Source organism: Kribbella sp., assembly GCF_035655035.1.
Taxonomy (GTDB): domain Bacteria; phylum Actinomycetota; class Actinomycetes; order Propionibacteriales; family Kribbellaceae; genus Kribbella.
In genome coordinates this window covers 1-17,687 of record NZ_DASRVN010000159.1, presented here as the reverse complement: position 1 = coordinate 17,687, position 17,687 = coordinate 1, and the positions used below count along the sequence as shown (strand labels likewise).

General features: G+C 67.0%; 22 protein-coding genes and 2 tRNA genes. 15 read left to right on the top strand and 9 right to left on the bottom strand.

The genetic code is table 11. The features are described from left to right. Nucleotides 1-474: DUF721 domain-containing protein (locus VFF46_RS09360; protein WP_325036650.1), on the top strand; the 474-nt coding region annotated here is incomplete at its 5' end. Between the two features lie 47 nt (nt 475-521). After that, on the top strand, nt 522-1,856 hold the full coding sequence (locus VFF46_RS09355) for a hypothetical protein (RefSeq protein WP_325036649.1): 1,335 nt from the start codon (nt 522-524) through the stop codon (nt 1,854-1,856). A gap of 10 nt (nt 1,857-1,866) precedes the next feature. Here VFF46_RS09355 and VFF46_RS09350 read toward each other — a convergent pair whose 3' ends face one another. Genes VFF46_RS09350 through VFF46_RS09340 form a run of 3 tightly spaced genes read right to left on the bottom strand, consistent with a single transcriptional unit; the run spans nt 1,867 to nt 3,667 of the window. Beyond that, nucleotides 1,867-2,427, bottom strand: a complete 561-nt coding sequence (locus VFF46_RS09350) for a hypothetical protein (RefSeq protein ID WP_325036648.1) — start codon at nt 2,425-2,427, stop codon at nt 1,867-1,869. Continuing rightward, entirely contained in the window at nt 2,424-3,032 is a 609-nt protein-coding gene (locus VFF46_RS09345) for a hypothetical protein (RefSeq protein ID WP_325036647.1), read from the bottom strand. Before VFF46_RS09345 ends, VFF46_RS09350 begins: the two co-directional genes overlap by 4 nt. Next, nucleotides 3,029-3,667, bottom strand: a complete 639-nt coding sequence (locus VFF46_RS09340; protein ID WP_325036646.1) for a hypothetical protein — start codon at nt 3,665-3,667, stop codon at nt 3,029-3,031. Before VFF46_RS09340 ends, VFF46_RS09345 begins: the two co-directional genes overlap by 4 nt. A 352-nt stretch (nt 3,668-4,019) precedes the next feature. On the opposite strand from VFF46_RS09340, the gene gyrB reads away from it, so the two are divergent. From gyrB to VFF46_RS09310, 6 genes are all read left to right on the top strand, one after another. Further along, nucleotides 4,020-6,092: a DNA topoisomerase (ATP-hydrolyzing) subunit B gene (gene gyrB / locus VFF46_RS09335; protein WP_414673047.1), complete on the top strand. Its 2,073-nt coding sequence runs from the start codon at nt 4,020-4,022 to the stop codon at nt 6,090-6,092. 65 nt (nt 6,093-6,157) lie between these two features. Further along, nucleotides 6,158-8,815, top strand: coding sequence for a DNA gyrase subunit A (gene gyrA / locus VFF46_RS09330; protein ID WP_325036645.1), 2,658 nt, complete (start codon nt 6,158-6,160; stop codon nt 8,813-8,815). Nucleotides 8,816-9,063: 248 nt separating this feature from the next. Continuing rightward, nucleotides 9,064-9,729, top strand: a complete 666-nt coding sequence (locus VFF46_RS09325) for a DUF3566 domain-containing protein (RefSeq protein ID WP_325036644.1) — start codon at nt 9,064-9,066, stop codon at nt 9,727-9,729. 97 nt (nt 9,730-9,826) lie between these two features. Beyond that, nucleotides 9,827-9,900, top strand: a tRNA-Ile gene (locus VFF46_RS09320). A gap of 40 nt (nt 9,901-9,940) precedes the next feature. Next, nucleotides 9,941-10,072, top strand: coding sequence for a DLW-39 family protein (locus tag VFF46_RS09315; RefSeq protein ID WP_325036643.1), 132 nt, complete (start codon nt 9,941-9,943; stop codon nt 10,070-10,072). Between the two features lie 9 nt (nt 10,073-10,081). Beyond that, nucleotides 10,082-10,157, top strand: a tRNA-Ala gene (locus VFF46_RS09310). A gap of 280 nt (nt 10,158-10,437) precedes the next feature. Here VFF46_RS09310 and VFF46_RS09305 read toward each other — a convergent pair. Beyond that, nucleotides 10,438-10,734 carry an Imm32 family immunity protein gene (locus VFF46_RS09305; protein ID WP_325036642.1) on the bottom strand — a complete coding sequence of 99 codons (297 nt, stop codon included), beginning with the start codon at nt 10,732-10,734 and terminating at the stop codon, nt 10,438-10,440. A gap of 275 nt (nt 10,735-11,009) precedes the next feature. On the opposite strand from VFF46_RS09305, the gene VFF46_RS09300 reads away from it, so the two are divergent. From VFF46_RS09300 to VFF46_RS09290, 3 genes are all read left to right on the top strand, one after another. Continuing rightward, nucleotides 11,010-11,615, top strand: coding sequence for a hypothetical protein (locus VFF46_RS09300; protein ID WP_325036641.1), 606 nt, complete (start codon nt 11,010-11,012; stop codon nt 11,613-11,615). 171 nt (nt 11,616-11,786) lie between these two features. Continuing rightward, nucleotides 11,787-12,173: a hypothetical protein gene (locus tag VFF46_RS09295; RefSeq protein WP_325036640.1), complete on the top strand. Its 387-nt coding sequence runs from the start codon at nt 11,787-11,789 to the stop codon at nt 12,171-12,173. Between the two features lie 151 nt (nt 12,174-12,324). Next, nucleotides 12,325-13,026, top strand: coding sequence for a tyrosine-protein phosphatase (locus VFF46_RS09290; protein ID WP_325036651.1), 702 nt, complete (start codon nt 12,325-12,327; stop codon nt 13,024-13,026). A 61-nt stretch (nt 13,027-13,087) separates the two neighbouring features. Here the strand turns inward: VFF46_RS09290 and VFF46_RS09285 are convergent, their stop codons facing one another. Continuing rightward, nucleotides 13,088-13,570, bottom strand: coding sequence for a DUF4279 domain-containing protein (locus tag VFF46_RS09285; protein ID WP_325036639.1), 483 nt, complete (start codon nt 13,568-13,570; stop codon nt 13,088-13,090). Between VFF46_RS09285 and VFF46_RS09280 the strand changes: the two genes are divergently transcribed. Continuing rightward, complete coding sequence (locus tag VFF46_RS09280; protein WP_325036638.1) at nt 13,560-14,060, top strand: DinB family protein; 501 nt, start codon at nt 13,560-13,562, stop codon at nt 14,058-14,060. The two genes, VFF46_RS09285 and VFF46_RS09280, sit on opposite strands and share 11 nt — an antisense overlap. A 93-nt stretch (nt 14,061-14,153) precedes the next feature. On the opposite strand, the gene VFF46_RS09275 is transcribed toward VFF46_RS09280, so the two are convergent. Beyond that, nucleotides 14,154-14,732, bottom strand: a complete 579-nt coding sequence (locus VFF46_RS09275) for an alpha/beta hydrolase-fold protein (protein WP_325036637.1) — start codon at nt 14,730-14,732, stop codon at nt 14,154-14,156. A 46-nt stretch (nt 14,733-14,778) separates the two neighbouring features. Here VFF46_RS09275 and VFF46_RS09270 point away from each other — a divergent pair, with 46 nt between their 5' ends. Continuing rightward, entirely contained in the window at nt 14,779-15,126 is a 348-nt protein-coding gene (locus tag VFF46_RS09270) for a nucleoside triphosphate pyrophosphohydrolase family protein (protein WP_325036636.1), read from the top strand. Between the two features lies 1 nt (nt 15,127). Here VFF46_RS09270 and VFF46_RS09265 read toward each other — a convergent pair whose 3' ends face one another. The 3 genes from VFF46_RS09265 to VFF46_RS09255 form a co-directional block, all read right to left on the bottom strand. Beyond that, on the bottom strand, nt 15,128-15,694 hold the full coding sequence (locus VFF46_RS09265) for a DinB family protein (protein WP_325036635.1): 567 nt from the start codon (nt 15,692-15,694) through the stop codon (nt 15,128-15,130). 62 nt (nt 15,695-15,756) lie between these two features. Beyond that, nucleotides 15,757-16,233, bottom strand: a complete 477-nt coding sequence (locus tag VFF46_RS09260) for an NUDIX hydrolase (RefSeq protein WP_325036634.1) — start codon at nt 16,231-16,233, stop codon at nt 15,757-15,759. A 17-nt stretch (nt 16,234-16,250) separates the two neighbouring features. After that, nucleotides 16,251-16,649, bottom strand: coding sequence for a nuclear transport factor 2 family protein (locus VFF46_RS09255; protein WP_325036633.1), 399 nt, complete (start codon nt 16,647-16,649; stop codon nt 16,251-16,253). An 83-nt stretch (nt 16,650-16,732) separates the two neighbouring features. Between VFF46_RS09255 and VFF46_RS09250 the strand changes: the two genes are divergently transcribed. After that, the gene (locus tag VFF46_RS09250) at nt 16,733-17,305 is read left to right on the top strand and encodes a TetR family transcriptional regulator (protein ID WP_325036632.1); all 573 of its coding nucleotides are present in this window, start codon (nt 16,733-16,735) and stop codon (nt 17,303-17,305) included. Between the two features lie 28 nt (nt 17,306-17,333). Continuing rightward, nucleotides 17,334-17,687: LLM class flavin-dependent oxidoreductase (locus VFF46_RS09245; protein ID WP_325036631.1), on the top strand; the 354-nt coding region annotated here is incomplete at its 3' end.

Genomic DNA, 17,687 nt, shown 5'->3' with positions numbered 1-17,687 from the left:
AAGTCGCTCGCCGGCCGCCTCAAGCAACAGGCCGCCAAGGGCGGCTTCAAACCGGTCAAGCGCCGCCGCCGGCCGCGCATCGACGGCGCCCAGATCAGCAGCGCCCGCCCCGACGACCGCGACCCCCAGAAACTGACCAACACCCTCGGCCGCCTGATGCGCGACCAGGGCTGGGAGGTCGACGTCGCGGTCCACGGCGTGATGGCCCGGTGGCCGACCATCGTCGGCCCCGAGATGGCCGAACACTGCAAACCGGAGTCGTACGACGACACCGTGCTCACCGTCCGTACGTCCTCCACCGCCTGGAAGGTCCAGCTCGACCTCCTGGTCCCCCAGCTCCTCTTCCGCCTGAACGCCGAACTGGGCGAAGGAACCGTCACCCAGGTCAAGGTCCTCGGGCCCAACACCTACACCTGGCGAAAAGGCACCCGCACGGTCCGCGGCGGCCGCGGCCCCCGGGACACCTACGGATAACGGCCTGGGTTGCTGGTCGGACCCGCGCCTCCCTAGGATCAGGCGCGATGCGCACGCTCGTCGACGGCTTTCGCGAGATGGTCCACCTGATCGGGGATACGTTCCGGCTCTGGTGGAAGAACCTGCTGCCCATGACCATCTGGTGGGCCGGGGGCTTCCTCGGCTTCACGGTGTGTTCGCAGGGCGCGATCTGGCTCGCCCAGCACCGGCACTCCAGTCTCGGCACCGGGCTCTTCGCGGTCGGCGTACTGCTCCAGATCACCGCGTCCGTCGGCATGATCCGGACCTGCGCGATGTCGCTGTACCGCTGGCGCGACGCGGCGAGCAGTGACACCGAGGAGACGTCGGACCCGACGCAGCGCGGGCTGCTCGAGCTGCTGGCCGTCACGCTGCTGCCGCTGGTCGCGGTCTGGTCGGCGTGGGGCTTCTTCGACCAGCAGGTCAGCCAGCTGAGCGCGACGTACATGATCCAGGTCGGTACGCAGTCGTCGTTCTTCACGCTCGGCAACCACAACTGGCACGGGTACCTGCCCGCGCTGATCGTCCTGCTGGTGCTCCGCCGGGTGCTGCAGAGCGTCGACGACCGCTGGCCGAGCCGGCCGGTGAAGTTCGCCCAGGTCTGGGCCGAGGCGTTCTTCGTGCTGCTCACTTTCGTGATCACGCCGTTCGCGATCGCGGACGGCAAGAACTGGTTCAAGGACCGGAGCTTCTGGTACTGGTCGCTGGACTGGTGGGACGGCTTCAAGGGGTTCTTCGAGAAGATCCACATCCCGATCCCGGCCGGTATCGAGTTCCTCTGGGGATTCTTCTGGGAGACGCTCTGGCCGCTGTTCAAGCTGGGCGTGGCGGAGCCGCTGACCTGGCTGGCAATCACCACGGTGGTCTTCGGTCACCGGGTGCTGTCGAGCGGCGGCGTCTTCCGCGGCACCCGGCTGGAGCGCCGGCTCGGTGCGCAGGCCGAGCAGCAGGAGCAACCGCAGCGCGGCCGGCTGATCGGGCTGACGTACAAGGCGCCGGACCTGGTGCTGGGCGGTCTGCGGGAGAAGTTCTACCCGGCGATCAACGCGTTCCGGCTGCTGATCCGGGTCGGTCCGGTGTTCCTCGGCGTGGTCTGCCTGGTCTACACGTTCTGGCTGCTCGGGCAGGAATGGGCGTTCGTCGCCCTGCAACGGCTGATCGGCCTGCACGGCGAGCACTGGGGCCTGATGAACCACGAGATCGCCCAGACGATCCAGGACCTGGTGTTCGAGCCGCTCCGGATCGCGCTGCTGGCGGCCGCGTTCGACCTGTGCATCTCGGTCGGCAACGAGCGGCGCGCCGAGGCCGTCGCGATCGCCGCGGCCAAGAAGCCGACGCCGGAACCGGCCCCCGCGAACGCCTGAACCACTCCGGTCAGGGCGTGATCAGTACCCGCTTGTGGACGTAGAAGTCCTCCGTGGTCAGACCGATCAGGTTCGGTACGTCGTTGCGTGGCACGATGAAGATCTTCGCGATCTTGGCCGGCTTGTCCATCGTGAACGGGTGGTCGTTGTCACCGCAGTACGTCGGCAGCGGGTAGCCGTACGCCTGCTGGTCTTTCCACGTGTTGCCCTTGTCGTCCCGCAGTACGGCGTCGCAGGTGAAGCCGTGGTCCTTGAGGTAGAGGCCGGGCTTCGGTGTCACGGTGATGGTGGCCAGCACGATCACGGTGCCGGCCGGGCCGTCGAGCTCGATCGGCTCGCCGTCGCCGTTCAGGATCTTGGTGTAGACCTTCAGCGAATTGAGCTTCCACTCGACGTTCGCGATCGTGACCGGTCCCTGACTGACGACCTGGTCGATCCGGCCCTGGTTGTACAGTCCCTCGTCGTCGCTCAGGTACGGCCGGAGCAGGACGAACGTCCCGACGCCGAGGAGCGCCAGCAGCAACGTGATCTGGACGGCCATCCGGCTCGCCCGGCTCGCGAGGAGGTTCATGACGCCACCCGCGTGACGGCCGGCTGCACGATGTACTGCTCCTCGGCGCTGTCGACCAGCTGCTGAGCGATCGAGTCGGTCGGGATCCCGAGGTCGACGCGGATCTCGGAGTTGTAGACGGTGAAGATCATCTGCGGCTTGAGCCGCAGGGTGAGACCCTTCAGATCGGCCGGGTTGGCCTCGAAGACCGCGGCGCCGGTGCGTGCGAAGCCCGCGTCCGGAAAGCTGATGTCGCTCTCCGACGGATCGCTGACCTCGGCGTACACACTCCCGCTGTCGGTGGTCAGCGTCGGGGTGAACGACTCCGGGTTGGCCACGCCGCGGACCGAGTCCCACTCGATCGCGATGAAGATTCCGTTGGTCTCGATCGGCTTGTCGGTGTCACTTGCCCGGCCGCTGAGCAGCTTCTGCGCGAACTTCACCCGGGTCACCTTGAACGTCGAGCCGCTGCCGGTCCACGGCAGCACCTGACCGATGGTGCCGCTCACGACCTTCAAATTCGAGTCGTTCCCGTACACGGTGTCGGGCTCGGCCAGCCGGGCGACGCCGGCCAGCAGCACGAACAGCAGCCCGACCAGGATGGTGGCGGGTCGGTACAGCTTCATTTGCTCTTCCCGTCGTCGATCACGACAGTCGGCTTGAGCCGGACGACCGCGGCCGCGTCCGGGCTCTGCCAGTACGGCTTGTCCACCAGGCCGAGGGCGGCGTTGTCGCTCTGGTAGTGCTCCTGCAGGACGCCGATCTCGACCACGTCGGCCTTGAAGTTGGGGCCGACGTCGAACTGCGTACTGCACTCCTCCGGCGGCAGGCCGTAGACGAGCACCCAGTTCAGGTTGTCTCCCTTGCAGGAGTCGCCGTTGGACTGGACCAGGTCGCCGTGGTTCGGCGGCACGTACCGCAGCAGTTCGCCACTGATCGAGTCGCTCTTGTGTTCCTCGGAGTCGATGTTCTTCGCGGTGAAGTAGACCTTCAGGCTGGCCTCGGCCTTGCTGTAGTCGGTCTTCGGCTTCCGGACGATCTCGGCCTTGGTGAAGGTGTACTCGAAACGGCCGGCCGTGACCGTGGCCGGGGCCTCCATGGTCGGGACCGTGCGGCCTTTCTTCTCTTTCCAGCCGCCGGTTGCCAGGATCACCAGGACCGCGACGACGACGAGGGCGATCACCAGCAGCCAGACGCGCCGGTGCCGGTGAATCACCCGGTCGGCGATCATCGCGTCGATGACCTCGTCGAGACTCTCCACGGCTGCGATCCTAAGGGGCGGTGGGTGCGCGCCGCCCACCCGTCGTCAACAGCCGCCCGGCAGCGATTCAGCGGTCTGGACCGGTGAGCGCGGAAACCGTCAGCCGCGAAACGGCCGAAGGCCACTGAGTGCCCGTGAGCGCTTTCCGGCACCCCACCCGCGAGAGGGGACATGGCGACGAGGGAGAAAAGACGCCCTGAGGTGAGTTTCAGGCGCCTGATGGCAGGTTCTGCTTCGGTCGACGGGTAGGATGGACGACGTAGAGCGAGCCGCGCCTTTGCCATCACCGTAGAGGGCGGCTCTACTGTGCCGCGATGCCTCGCGAACGCGGGGTCGAGGAGGACAACCACCGGTGACCGACGAGCCGATCGAGATCGACGCCAACCAGTCCGCCGACCCCATCGGCCCCAGTGATACGGCAGCACCCGACGCCAGTCAGCTCCCCGAGATGCTCGACGCGATCCCGTCGAACGTCGTCGAGCGGGAATACGACGCGAGCGCGATCCAGGTCCTGGAGGGGCTGGACGCGGTCCGCAAGCGGCCGGGTATGTACATCGGGTCCACCGGTGAGCGGGGTCTGCACCACCTGGTCACCGAGGTTGTGGACAACGCGGTGGACGAGGCGATGGCCGGGTACGGCGACCGCATCGTCGTGACCCTGCTCGCCGACGGCGGCGTCCGCGTGGAGGACAACGGCCGCGGTATCCCGGTCGACATCGTCGAGTCCGAGGGCAAGCCGGCCGTCACCGTCGTACTCACCGTGCTGCACGCCGGCGGCAAGTTCGGTGGCGGCGGGTACAAGGTGTCCGGCGGTCTGCACGGCGTCGGCGTCTCGGTGGTGAACGCGCTGTCCAGCCGGCTCCAGGTCGACGTCCGGCTGAAGGGCAAGCTGTACACGCAGTCCTTCACGATGGGCGTCCCCGACGCGGACCTGGCCGAGATCGGTACGTCGACCTCGAACGGTACGACGATCACCTTCTGGGCGAGCCCGGACGTCTTCGAGACCACGACGTACTCGTACGAGACGCTGGCCACCCGCTTCCGGGAGTACGCGTTCCTGAACAAGGGCCTCGAGCTGGTGATCCGGGACGAGCGCCCCGACCACCTCGACGAGGACGGCAAGCCGGTCGAGCAGGCCTTCAAGTACGACGAGGGTCTGGTCGACTACGTGAAGTACCTGACCGGGATCCGCGAGACCGTGCACCGCGACGTGATCTCGTTCGAGGCGGCGGCCGCCGACGACACGATGAGCCTGGAGGTCGCGCTGCAGTGGAGCGGCTCCTTCCAGGAGTCCGTGCACACCTTCGCGAACGCGATCAACACCCATGAGGGCGGCACCCACGAAGAGGGCTTCCGGGCCGCGCTCACCTCGCTGGTCAACGGCTTCGGCGAGGACCAGGGGATGATCAAGAAGAAGGAGGACAGGCTCACCGGTGACGACATCCGCGAGGGCCTGACCGCGATCATCTCGGTCAAGCTGGCCGAGCCGCAGTTCGAGGGCCAGACCAAGACCAAGCTCGGCAACACCGAGGTCAAGGGCTTCGTCCAGCGGGTCGTGAACGACAAGCTCGGCGCCTGGTTCGAGCAGAACCCGGCCGAGGGCCGCGAGATCATCCGCAAGGCGTCCGCCGCGGCGAGCGCCCGGATCGCGGCCCGGAAGGCCCGCGACCTGGCCCGCAACCGCAAGGGTCTGCTCGGCGGCGGCGGCCTCCCCGGCAAGCTGGCCGACTGCCAGTCGACCAACCCGGAGGAGTGCGAGGTCTACATCGTCGAGGGTGACTCGGCGGGCGGCTCCGCGAAGGGCGGCCGGGACCCGAAGTTCCAGGCCATCCTGCCGATCCGCGGCAAGATCCTGAACGTCGAGAAGGCCCGGATCGACAAGGTCCTGCAGAACAACGAGGTCCAGGCGATCATCTCGGCGCTCGGCACCGGCATCCACGAGGACTTCGACGAGGACAAGCTCCGGTACCACAAGATCGTGATCATGGCCGACGCCGACGTCGACGGCCAGCACATCCGGACGCTGCTGCTGACGCTGCTGTTCCGGTTCATGCGGCCGCTGATCGAGCGCGGTCACGTGTACGCCGCGCAACCGCCGCTGTACAAGATCCGCTGGAGCAACCAGCCGCACGAGCTGGCCTACACCGACCGCGAGCGCGACGGACTGCTCGAAGCCGGTGCCGAGGCCGGCAAGAAGCTGCCCAAGGAGAACCCGATCCAGCGCTACAAGGGTCTGGGCGAGATGAACGCGAACGAGCTGTGGGACACCACGATGGACCCGGCCAACCGGGTGCTGCTGCAGATCACCCTCGACGACGCGATCCGCGCCGACGAGACGTTCCAGACGCTGATGGGCGACGACATCGAGGCGCGGCGCAGTTTCATCCAGCGCAACGCCAAGGATGTCCGTTTTCTTGATATTTAGCGCAGTCTCGACATCTGATCTCGCTGCTCACACCGACGTACTGATCTTCTGAACGGGACTTTTTCATGACCGAGACCCCCACCTCGCCGGGCCACGACCGGGTCGAGCCGCTCGACCTGCAGACCGAGATGCAGCAGTCGTACCTCGACTACGCGATGGCCGTCATCGTCGGCCGCGCGCTGCCCGAGGTCCGCGACGGCCTGAAGCCGGTGCACCGCCGCATCCTCTACGCGATGTACGACGGCGGCTACCGGCCGGATCGTGGTTTCAACAAGTGCTCCCGCGTCGTCGGTGACGTCATGGGTCAGTACCACCCGCACGGCGACTCGGCGATCTACGACACCCTGGTCCGGCTCGCGCAGCCGTGGGTGATGCGGGCGCCACTGATCCAGGGCCAGGGCAACTTCGGTTCGCCCGGTAACGACCCGGCGGCCGCGATGCGGTACACCGAGTGCCGGATGGCGCCGCTGGCGATGGAGATGGTCCGCGACATCGATCAGGAGACCGTCGACTTCCGGCCGAACTACGACGGCAAGTCGCAGGAGCCGATCATCCTACCGGCCCGCTTCCCGAACCTGCTGGTCAACGGCTCGTCCGGGATCGCGGTCGGTATGGCGACCAACATCCCGCCGCACAACCTGCGCGAGGTCGCGGCCGCGGTCGACTGGGCGCTGGAGCACCCGGACGCGACCCGGGAGGAGCTGCTCGAGGCCTGCCTGCAGAACATCAAGGGCCCGGACTTCCCGAACGGCGCGCTGATCGTCGGCTACAAGGGCATCGACGACGCGTACCGGACCGGCCGCGGCTCGGTCACGATGCGCGCGGTGGTCGACATCGAGGAGGACGCCAAGGGCCGGACCAGCCTGGTCGTCACTCAGCTGCCGTACATGGTGAACCCGGACAACCTGGCGCTGAAGATCGCCGAGCTGGTGAACACCGGCAAGGTGAACGGCATCGCCGACATCCGCGACGACAGCTCGTCGCGGACCGGTCAGCGGCTCGTGATCGTGCTGAAGCGGGACGCTCAGCCCCGGGTCGTGCTCAACAACCTCTACAAGCACACGCCGCTGCAGGACACCTTCGGCTGCAACATGCTGGCCCTGGTCGACGGCGTACCGCGCACGCTCAGCGTGGACCTCTTCATCAGCCACTGGATCGACCACCAGATCGAGGTCATCCAGCGGCGGACGCGCTACCGCCTCCGCGAGGCCGAGCGGAACGCGCACATCTTCCGTGGTTACGTGAAGGCGCTGGACGCCCTCGACGAGGTGATCGCGCTGATCCGGCGCAGCCCGGACGTGGACGAGGCGCGCACCGGCCTGATGCAGCTGCTGGACATCGACGAGATCCAGGCGAACGCGATCCTCGAGATGCAGCTACGCCGGCTCGCCGCACTGGAGCGGCAGAAGACCGTCGCCAGGTTGCAGGAGCTCGAGGCGATCATCGCCGACCTCGAGGACATCCTGGGCAGCCCGGTCCGGCAGCGCACGATCGTCAAGGACGAGCTCGGTGAGATCGTCGAGCGGTACGGCGACGAGCGGCGTACCGAGATCATCGCCGCCGACGGCGACCTGTCGGTGCAGGACCTGGTACCCGACGAGGAGGTCGTCGTCACGATCTCCCGCGGCGGCTACGCGAAGCGGACCAAGACCGACCTGTACCGGACCCAGAACCGCGGCGGCAAGGGCGTCCGGGGCGCGCAGTTGCGGGCCGAGGACGAGATCAACCACTTCTTCGCCACCACGAACCACCACTGGATGCTGTTCTTCACCACCAAGGGCCGGGTCTACCGGGCCAAGGTGTGGCAGCTGCCCGAGTCTGCCCGGGATGCGAAGGGGTCGCACGTCGCCGGTCTGCTCTCGTTCCAGCCGGACGAGGAGATCGCGCAGGTGCTGACGCTGCGCGACTACGACCAGTCCGACTATCTGGTGCTCGCGACCAAGAAGGGTCTGGTCAAGAAGACCGCGCTGCGCGACTACGACTCCGCGCGGCAGAGCGGCATCATCGCGGTCAACTTCCGAGAGGAGGACGACGAGCTGATTGGCGCCGACCTGGCCAGCGCCGAGGACGACTTGCTGCTGGTGTCCCGCAAGGGCCAGTCGATCCGGTTCACCGCGAGTGACGACCAGCTGCGGCCGATGGGCCGGGCGACCTCCGGTGTGACCGGTATGAAGTTCCGCTCCGGCGACGAGCTGCTGTCGATGTCGGTGATCCGGGCCGGCGCGGACGAGGACTCGCAGTACGTCTTCACCGTGACCGACGCCGGGTACGCCAAGCGGTCCCGGGTCTCGGAGTACCGGCAGCAGGGTCGTGGCGGTCTCGGTATCAAGGCGGTCAAGCTGAACGACGAGCGCGGCTCGCTGGTCGGCGCGATCATCGTGGTCGAGGAGGACCAGGTGCTGGCGATCAAGGCCAGCGGCCAGGTCGTCCGCAGCCGGGTGGACAGCGTGCCGGTCAAGGGCCGGGACACGATGGGCGTCCGGTTCGCCGGGGTCGGCGAGTCCGACGCGGTGGTCGCGATCGCGCGGAACACCGATCTGACCATCGCGCTCGAGGAGTCGGAGGCGGCCGAGGTGGGTACTGTCGCTGAAGGTGCCCAGAATGTGGACGAATCGACAACCGAATCCACCCCTGAGAGCGTCCACATTGATGAGGAACGTTCGACGGACGTGGACGGCCCGGCTACCGTCGAAGACGACGACGCCGGCCAGGAGGGTGACTGATGACCAACCGCGCGAGGCCGAACTGGCCTGAGGGTGCGGCAGACGGCTCCAAGTCCCAGCGCACCGCGCAGGGTGGGAAGCAGTCTGCTGCCCCGGGCAACCCGGCTTCCAACGGTCGTGCCAACGGCGCTCCCGGAGCCAACGGCCAGCAGCGAGCGGCTGCCCCGAACGGCCAGCGGCCTGCCTCGGAGTACCGTCCGCAGCCCCGTCCGGGTACGCCGGGCACGCAGGGTGGCGGACCCGCTCCGGTGCGTCCGCAGCCCGGTGCGCCGGCCCCCAGCACGCCGGGCCGCCCGGAGCCCTGGGCCGCGGGTCCGGTGCCGGGCGAGGCCGCGTCCTCGAACGGTGCGGCGTACGGCGAGCAGCCGGACGCCAAGACCGAGTCGATCGGTGACCGGATGAACGCGGCGCGGCAGGCCGTCCTGGACAAGGCCGCCGCGGTGAAGGCGGCCAAGCCGGACAAGTCCGCGGAGCGCGCCGAGCGGGCCGAGGCCAAGCAGGCCCGGCTCGCCGAGAAGGACACGAAGGCGTCGAGCCGTCCGCAGACCCGGAAGGCGCGGCTGCGGATGTCCCGGATCGACCCGTGGTCGGTGATGAAGACGGCGTTCCTGCTGGCGATCGCGTTCGGCATCGTCACCTGGGTGGCGGTCTTCATCATCTGGTCCGCGATCGGCGCGGCCGGCGTGTTCGACAACATCAACTCGACCGTCCGCGAGGTCCTGGGTACGCCGACCGGCGAGCCGTTCCGGGTGGAGAACTACATCAACACCGGCAAGGTGATGGGCTTCACCACGCTGCTCGCCTGCGCCGATGTGCTGATCATCACCGCGCTCGCGACCCTCGGATCCTTCCTCTACAACATCGCCGCCGCGCTCCTCGGCGGCCTCGAAGTCACGCTGGCGTCGGAGGACTGACCGGTCCCGGCCGGGCCCCTCGAGGCCCGGCCGTAACCGGTTTGGGAGTACGGCACTTGGTGCGGTAATCTCTCCCGGGTTCGACACCGCAGTACGCGGGCCTATAGCTCAGACGGTTAGAGCGCTGCCCTGATAAGGCAGAGGTCACTGGTTCAAGTCCAGTTAGGCCCACCTCACGCAGTTCGAAGTCATTCTGATCCGAGGAGTCCCAGTGCTCAGAAAGTTCCTGCTGGTACTGCTGGCCGGCGTCGGTGGATACTTCGTCTACAAGAAGACCCAGCAGTCCCGCGCCGAAAAGGACCTCTGGGCCGAGGTCGCCGACCCGGTAACCCCGGGCAACTGACCACCCCACGGGGGCGTAGCTCAACTGGCAGAGCACTGCCTTTGCAAGGCAGGGGTTAGGGGTTCAAGTCCCCTCGTCTCCACCAAAGCGTTCATGCAGGTCAGAGCGCGATTCTCGGCTCACGCCACCGTCCTCCCTCGCCTCGTTCAGAGGCGACGTGCGCTCCGCGTGCCCTAACGCATCGTCTCCAGTCTTCGGGCGAGCCTCCCGCAGACGGGCATTCAGCCTGTCGGCGATGTGCCTGGAGCGCCCCTTCGAGACGTGCAGGTAGATCATCGCCGCGCGTGGACTGGCGTGCCCCATCCGTTCCCTACGGCATCGGCAAGCCAACTCTTGACCCGCGCCGCGCTGACCTTGGTTGGCAGCTATCGGAGGGACGGGGCAGGTGTGGCGTCGATGCTGTCGTCTCGTGCGATGAGGAGGGCAACCGACTCCGAGCTGAGCGGGCTATACCCCGGATCAAGATGGATGTGCCCTCCGTCCGATACCGAAGGATCGGACAGAGACAGGCACCAGCGGGCCAGATCGCGAAGGCCAGCGGGGTCGCCGAGCACTTGAACAACGCCGTCAATCAGCTCGATACGGACCGTTCCACCTTCGACCGGTGCCACGACTCCGACCTCGCGGCGATAGCGCGGGACCGACAGCGAGATCTCATCCACCGCGTCAGTATGGCTCGCGACCGTCGATGGACGGGCCGTGCCCTCCGCGTGCCCTAACGAGAACATGCCAGCGGGCTCAACCGGTCACTCATCGGGTTCAACCGGTCGAGCCCACGCTTGACGATCTACCACTCGGATCAGCGGCAGCGTCACAACCGCCTTTGCAAGGCAGGGCTAGGGGTTCAAGTCCCCTCGTCTCCACCATCACCTCATGCAGGTCAGGGCCTGATGCAGGACTCTCGGCGCCTCGACCCAGGGTGTGATTCAGTTGGCCAATGAGTCTCGCCCGAAATCTCGGCGTGCCAGAAAACTGGTATGGCGGCTTCTACGAGCTGGCGATCTGTCTGGGACCGCCAGATGACGACCGGCTCGACGCAGCCCTGAGGTCTGTCTGGCGCTGCGCCTCCGTGGAAGGCTGCTTCGGACGCGCGGCGGATCGCCATCTGCCGGTCGCTTGCAGCCTTCGCATGCTTCAGCAGCATGGCCACCTTGCCGGAGTTGTCCGCCTGCCTGACGGCGGCGAGGTCGTGTGCGGAGTAACCGCCGTTCGTGAGCCCGAAGGTGATGACTGGCTGGACTTCTATCTGCCGTTAGGTGCTCTCTGCGAGCACGATCCCCGGGTCGGCGGCTTTCCTTTCGGGGAGGCAGGCGGGACGATTTCGCGGGCTTGGCGAGAACCGATCGAATCGTGGCTTGCGAACGTTGGAGCGGCGACGTTCGCGGAAGTCCCCTTCGGCCACGCGATCATCGGTTTCGAAGCTTCAGGCACGCCCCTCGATGAAGCGACCGAGCCAGACCGCTACTACGGCGTGTTGGTAGGCGGTACTGGGGGTGTGGAACACCTGCCGGTGTCCCATTGGGACTTCGACACGTCCGCGTAAGCTCGCGCGACATCGCCTGGCCGAAGCGTCCCGCTCAAGCCGCGATCCGACTGATCTCTGCCCAGTGCTCCGCCAACAGATCCGCGACGCATTTCCGTCGGGTGATCTGCGACAGGTTAGACGTCTCGCGCCCCATTGAGACGTGGCTGGCAGGACGCACGGGATCAGCCGATGAGCGCTGCCCTGGTGCCCGTACGGTTACCCTCTTCTCAGTCCCACCTCGCCTCACCGGTACGTCACCGTGATGACGAACACATGACTCAACCCGAAAGCGATGAGAACGAGCGTCGAGAGGCAAACCTGCGGTATCTCCTCAATCAGTGGGACCCCATCGGCGTGGCCGATTTCGTCGCTGACGAGTACGACTGCCTGCTCGCGCCCCTGGGGAGGCTGCTGATGCAAGGCGCCTCACGAGCCGAGTTCAGTGAGTTCCTCTGGTACGACCTTAAAGACCACTTCGGACTGGACCCCGAGGGCTGTGAGATCGATCGATTCGCTGACCAACTCGCCGCGTTGTCGGCGACCTGGGCGGACCCTCCCCGGATCGACCTCTTATAGATCAAGAGCGCCGCTGCGCTGCGCCGGCCGCCGCGTGCCGGCTGGGGGATGATCAAGCGGAAACGGTTCTCCCAATCCACTGTCGCTGACGACTCCGCGCTCGGCTGGCGGACGAAGGGCTCAAACAACTGTGACCGGACCTGTGCGCCTGATGTGGCCCAACTGCCTCAACGTCCGCGATCTCGGCGGTCTACCCACGAGTGACGGTCGCCGGATCGGTAGTGGCGCGTTGATCCGTTCCGACAACCTTTCACGGTTGACAGCGGCCGGCGTCCAAGCGGTACGGCGGGCTTCCGTGAACCGCATCATCGACGTGCGCACGCCCCCAGAGTGCGAAGGCGATCCGTCCCCTTTTGCGACCGAGCCTCTCTACCGGAACATGCCGCTTTACAACGCGGACGATCCCTACGATCCGACGCAGAGCATCGACCAGCAATATGTGGCGATGCTCGACCTCCACCCCGAGCTGTTCGCCGCCGCAGTCGGGGCGATCGGGGATGCGCCGACCGGCGGAGTCGTCATCCATTGCCATGCCGGAAAAGATCGTGCCAGGACCGTGGTCGCACTGGCCCTGAGCCTCGCAGGCGTACCGACTGAATGCGTCGCCGCCGACTACGCCGTCCTGGACGACCGCATGCGCGACCACTTCGACGAGCAGTTGCTCCTCATCAGCGATCCCACCGAGCGGAGCCAGGTAGCTGAGTCCTTCACCGCCCGGCCAGAAACCATGCTCGCAGCACTCAAGCACCTCGAAGACAGGTATGGCGGGGTCGAGTCGTACCTTCGTCACGGAGGTCTGGGCGACGACCAGGTCGACGCGCTAAGAGCCCGACTCATCGAGCGACGGACCTGACAATAGAGCAGGTTCGTGCCCTCCGCGTCCCCGCCGTCCGATGGAGGGTGCAACTCAGCGGTCAACTGCCGTAGAGATCGAGCTCCAAGTGAATCGGCAGTGCGGCGAGGCGGCGCAAGAGTTCTAGGTCGAAGGAGACACCGCCCTGGCCGCTCTCGTCGAGGGACACGAAGCAGAACCAGTCCAGCTCGCAACCCTCCTCTGACAGGGCATGAAGTACGTGTTCGATGGGCTCGACCCGATCAAGGAGCCACGTCAGGTGCTCCTGGAGGGAGCCGCTGACCGCGTCCTTCGTGGACAGCGACCACAGCGAGTGTGGTCGGCGGTTCGGCGAGCCAGGGCTGATCAGGTCGCCGGCATCGTGCGACTTTGTGGGCTGTATTCCGAGCCGAGCGGTCAGGTCGGTTGCTGGGCTGCCGTCGTACTTGAAGATCCGTAGGCCGGCATAGGTTGTCTCCACTGCCACAGAACAAGGCTGACAGCTGTCGCTCTGCAGCGCATCGAGATAAGCAGCGTGATCGTATTGTCTGTGCATGGTGTTCATTTCGCCGGTGGAGCGGGTTGTTCCTGGTCGGGTGGTTGGCGAGCGGGATGCGTTGGTGCAGCAGTTGGAGTTTCAGCGGGCGACGTTGCTGACCAAGCTCGAAGGGCTCGACGACGACGCGTTGCGGCGGGCTGGGACGGCGTCGGGGGTTAGTTTGCTGGGGCTGGTGAAGCATCTGGCGGCGACGGAGCACGGGTGGTTTCTGAAGATCTACGGCGGGGTGGACGAGCCGGAGTTGTGGGCTGGCGAGGCGGACTTCCGGGTCGAGGACGGTGAGACCGCCGAGGTGTTGGTCGAGCAGTATCTGCGGGTTTGTGAGCGGGCCCGGGCTGTGGTGGCTGCTGGTGAGCTCGACGACGTGGTGACGACGCCTTCGGGAGCGGAGGCCAATCTGCGGGCGATCCTGATTCACATCGTGCAGGAGACGGCGCGGCACAACGGCCACGCGGACATCATCCGCGAGAGCATCGACGGGACCACGGGCGAGTAGCTGTTCAGCTCGGCTGATTGCCGAACGCCCAGCTCGCCATCAGCGGGAATTCGGCCTGCCAGAACGGGTCGCCGTGGTTGCCGGGGCGTTCGGTCATGAGTACGTCGGCGTCGGCGGCGTGCAGGGCGTCGTACCAGCGGGTCGCGTTCTCGCGGAAGAACGGCTCGTCCGTGCCGGCGACGAGGTACGTGCGCGGGAGTGCGGACGGCATCGCCTCGGGCGGGCGGTATCCGCCGCCGGGGACGCGGCGAGCACCGATCCGTAGATGTCCGGGTGCCGCATGCCCATCGCGAGGGCGAGTTCCGCGCTCGCCGAGACGCCGAACACCGCGGTCCGTTCGGGCGGCAGCGCGACGCCGAAGCGGGTGCCGACCCAGCGGCGTACGTCGTCCACGAACAGCACCTCGTGGGCCGCGAACTGCGCCTCGTCGAAGGACGGGGAGTACTCGCGGATCCGGACCATCTCGTCCGGATCGTCGGTCCGGTGTACGCCGACAACCATCGTCGGCGGTACGTCGGCATCTACGAGATCCGCGCCCCACTTGGCGAGCAGTTGCCCGTCGCCGGCGTATACGACGGCCTCGGGCGTGGTCGGCGGTACGTAGACGGTGACCTGCCGGCCACCGTCGTACGCGAATGTCTCGGTGACGAACTCACCGGTTCTGTCGTCCATCGATCTCTCCGTCGGGTAGGCGGCTCGGGCTGGCAGACTTGCGGGAATGACCGAGCAGAGTGCGTTCGACTTCAGTGGTTACCAGGCGGCCGCGGCCCGGACCGCGGATCTGGTCGCGACCGATCACCCGATTGTGTACCCGACTTTGGGTCTCGTGAACGAGGCGGGTGAAGTCGCCGGCAAGGTGAAGAAGATCTTCCGCGACCGAGCGGGCGTGATCACCGACGCCGATCGGGAGGCGCTGACGCTCGAGCTGGGCGACGTGCTCTGGTACCTGTCGGAGTTGTCCACAAGGCTGGGGATCCGGCTCGAAGATGTTGCCGAGCGCAACATTGCGAAGATCGCAGACCGGGCGGCGCGCGGCGTACTCAGCGGCGAGGGCGACAACCGCTGACTCACGGTCTGAAGTGGTCGGCGGCTGCCTGAACCTGGGCACGACGGTCGCTCCAGAACGCTTCCTCGGCGGCGATGGTGCGGCCTCCGCCGAGCCGGCCGTCGAGCTGTTCGCGGAGGATGTCCGCGTGGCCGGCGTGCTGGCTGGTCTCGGCGACCATCCTGATCAGCAGTACGCCGAGAGTGGTCGCGCGGTGCCCGTCCGCCCAGTGCGCGACGTACGCCGGGCTGTCCAGCTCGAGATCCTCGACCGTACGGTCGGAATGCGCAGCGAGCTCCCGATACACGCCGACGACGTACGCACTCGACTCGTCCGGCATCGCCCACATGTCGATCTCGGTCGACACATCCTCCCGGAACCACGACGGCCGCACCGCAGGTACCCGCCCGACCGCCTCGCCGAGATACCCGTACTCCAACCCTGCCAGATGCTTCACCAACCCGAGCAGGTTCGTCCCCGTAGGCGCCAACGGCCGCCGCCGCTCGTACTCCCCCAACCCCTCCAACGTCCCGAGCAACACCTCCCGCATCCCCCGCAACACCCCCAACAACTCACCCTTCGAATCCACGCGTCCCCCTCACCTGCAACGGGAAGTTTGACAAGCTGTAAGTAATCGACCGGCAGGTCGGGTCAGCGCTCGATCAACCCGCCGACCGTGACCGCGGGCACGTGGCCGGTTCGTGGTCGTGACTGCCACAGGGTGATGCCTACGTCGACGAGTGCGGCGCGGTGTAGCCCTGGTACGTCGGTGATCGGCGTCCAGACCGACTCCGCCGTCTCGCCGTTCGGCTCCGGGCGCGTGGTCCCGCCGGTGATGCGTACCGCGTAGAAGATCCCGATGTTCTGGTGATCCCCCCGCCCCCACCGCCGGCGTACCGCGGCCGGCACCAGCCGCGAGTCCACGCCGAGCAGCTCCTCGACCACCGACTCGTATCCGGTTTCTTCCGCGACCTCCCGCGTCACCGCGTCGAACGGATCCTCGTTCTGCTCGACACCCCCACCCGGCAACGTCCACCAACTCCCGTCCCCGAACGGTGACACATACCGCGCCAGCAGAACCCGTCCGCCGTCGACACACACCCCATAAGCACCCACCCGCTGACTCATCCCCCGAACCTATTGCGTCAGGTGGTCAGGTCGGGGAGGGCGTGGGTGCCGACGTAGTCGCGGAAGAGTTTTATGTGGCCGTTGTGGATGTGGAAGACCTGGATGCAGTGGGTCTCGAACGGGGTGTTGGTGGTGGTGTGGCGGGCTTCGGTGGTGAGTTCGAGGATGACGACCTCGGGGTCGGTGGTCTGGTGGAGCTGGACGGTGTGCAGGTCGATGATGTCGATCGGGCGGTCGGCCGTCCGCAGGGAGAACTCGCGGATCGCCTCCCGGCCTTCGAGGCGGGTGGGGAGGCCGTTGACGGCGAACGGGAGTTCGATCACGCCGTCGTCCGCGAACAGGTCGGCGAAGGCGTCGAAGTCGCGGGCGATCAGGTGTTGGCGGCGGAGTTCGAGTACGTCGAGCGGGGTCATCATGCTCCTTCATTCAACGGATGTAGAACGGTTCAATGAGCGTAGAACGAAACTCCTCGGCGGTCAACGGCCGTAGAATGAATCCGATGAATGAGCCCACGCCCCGGTCGTCGCGGGCCCAGCAGCGGATCGACACCCAGGAGCGGATCCTGTCCGCGGCGGGCCGGCTGTTCGCCGCGCTCGGATACGACCGGACCACGATCCGCGCGGTCGCCGCCGCGGCCGAGGTGGATGCCGGGCTGGTGATGCACTACTTCGGCAGCAAGGAACGGCTGTTCGCCGAAGCCACCAGGACCGAGACGCCGCTGGTCACCGGCGAGACCCCCGAGGAGGTCGCCGAGCAACTGCTCGGGATTCTCCGGCAGTCGCTGATCGAGGAGCCGATCGCCTCGCTCGCCGCGCTCCGGTCGATGCTCACGCATCCCGACGCGGCCGCCGAGGTCGGCAACGCGCACGCCGAACGCGTCAAGGTCAGCAAGGCCATCCCGGGCGTGGACGGCAACCTCCGGGCCGCCGTCGTGAGCGCGATCCTGATCGGGGTCGTCCTCGGCCGGCACCTGGTCAAACTCGACGAGCTCGCCGACGCCGACCCGGACGAGATTGTCGAGCTGCTCCGCCCGGCGGTGCTCTCGCTGACGAAGGCCGACCGCACGGAATAGGCCTGTCCGCGACGGGGTTGCCGCCGGTATGAGCCTTGAGTTCGGAGTGATCCTGCCGACGTCGACACCGGATCCGGAGCAGCCCATCCTGGGCGACGTCCGGGAGAGCGCACGGTACGCCGAGGAGGTCGGGCTGGACTCGATCTGGTCGACGGATCACCTGGTGGCCAGTGCGCCGCTGCTCGAGAGTTCCGTCGTACTGGCGACGGCGGCAGCGGTGACGGAGCGGATCACCGTCGGGTACAACGTGATGCTGCTGGCGCTGCGGCCGGTCGCGTGGGCGGCGAAGCAGATCAGCACGCTGCAGTACGTGTCGAACAACCGCGTCGTGCTCGGTGTCGGGACGGGCAACCCGGCGCACGGTTCCGCCGGGTGGGAGGCC

What these genes read in the sequence shown, in the direction of transcription:
- VFF46_RS09355 (WP_325036649.1), top strand. Translation starts at nt 522, where the DNA reads ATGCGCACGCTCGTCGACGGCTTTCGCGAGATGGTCCACCTGATCGGG.
- VFF46_RS09350 (WP_325036648.1), bottom strand. Translation starts at nt 2,427, where the DNA reads ATGAACCTCCTCGCGAGCCGGGCGAGCCGGATGGCCGTCCAGATCACG.
- VFF46_RS09345 (WP_325036647.1), bottom strand. Translation starts at nt 3,032, where the DNA reads ATGAAGCTGTACCGACCCGCCACCATCCTGGTCGGGCTGCTGTTCGTG.
- gyrA (WP_325036645.1), top strand. Translation starts at nt 6,158, where the DNA reads ATGACCGAGACCCCCACCTCGCCGGGCCACGACCGGGTCGAGCCGCTC.
- VFF46_RS09300 (WP_325036641.1), top strand. Translation starts at nt 11,010, where the DNA reads ATGAGTCTCGCCCGAAATCTCGGCGTGCCAGAAAACTGGTATGGCGGC.
- VFF46_RS09295 (WP_325036640.1), top strand. Translation starts at nt 11,787, where the DNA reads ATGAGCGCTGCCCTGGTGCCCGTACGGTTACCCTCTTCTCAGTCCCAC.
- VFF46_RS09290 (WP_325036651.1), top strand. Translation starts at nt 12,325, where the DNA reads ATGTGGCCCAACTGCCTCAACGTCCGCGATCTCGGCGGTCTACCCACG.
- VFF46_RS09280 (WP_325036638.1), top strand. Translation starts at nt 13,560, where the DNA reads ATGGTGTTCATTTCGCCGGTGGAGCGGGTTGTTCCTGGTCGGGTGGTT.
- VFF46_RS09285 (WP_325036639.1), bottom strand. Translation starts at nt 13,570, where the DNA reads ATGAACACCATGCACAGACAATACGATCACGCTGCTTATCTCGATGCG.
- VFF46_RS09275 (WP_325036637.1), bottom strand. Translation starts at nt 14,732, where the DNA reads ATGGACGACAGAACCGGTGAGTTCGTCACCGAGACATTCGCGTACGAC.
- VFF46_RS09270 (WP_325036636.1), top strand. Translation starts at nt 14,779, where the DNA reads ATGACCGAGCAGAGTGCGTTCGACTTCAGTGGTTACCAGGCGGCCGCG.
- VFF46_RS09260 (WP_325036634.1), bottom strand. Translation starts at nt 16,233, where the DNA reads ATGAGTCAGCGGGTGGGTGCTTATGGGGTGTGTGTCGACGGCGGACGG.
- VFF46_RS09255 (WP_325036633.1), bottom strand. Translation starts at nt 16,649, where the DNA reads ATGATGACCCCGCTCGACGTACTCGAACTCCGCCGCCAACACCTGATC.
- VFF46_RS09250 (WP_325036632.1), top strand. Translation starts at nt 16,733, where the DNA reads ATGAATGAGCCCACGCCCCGGTCGTCGCGGGCCCAGCAGCGGATCGAC.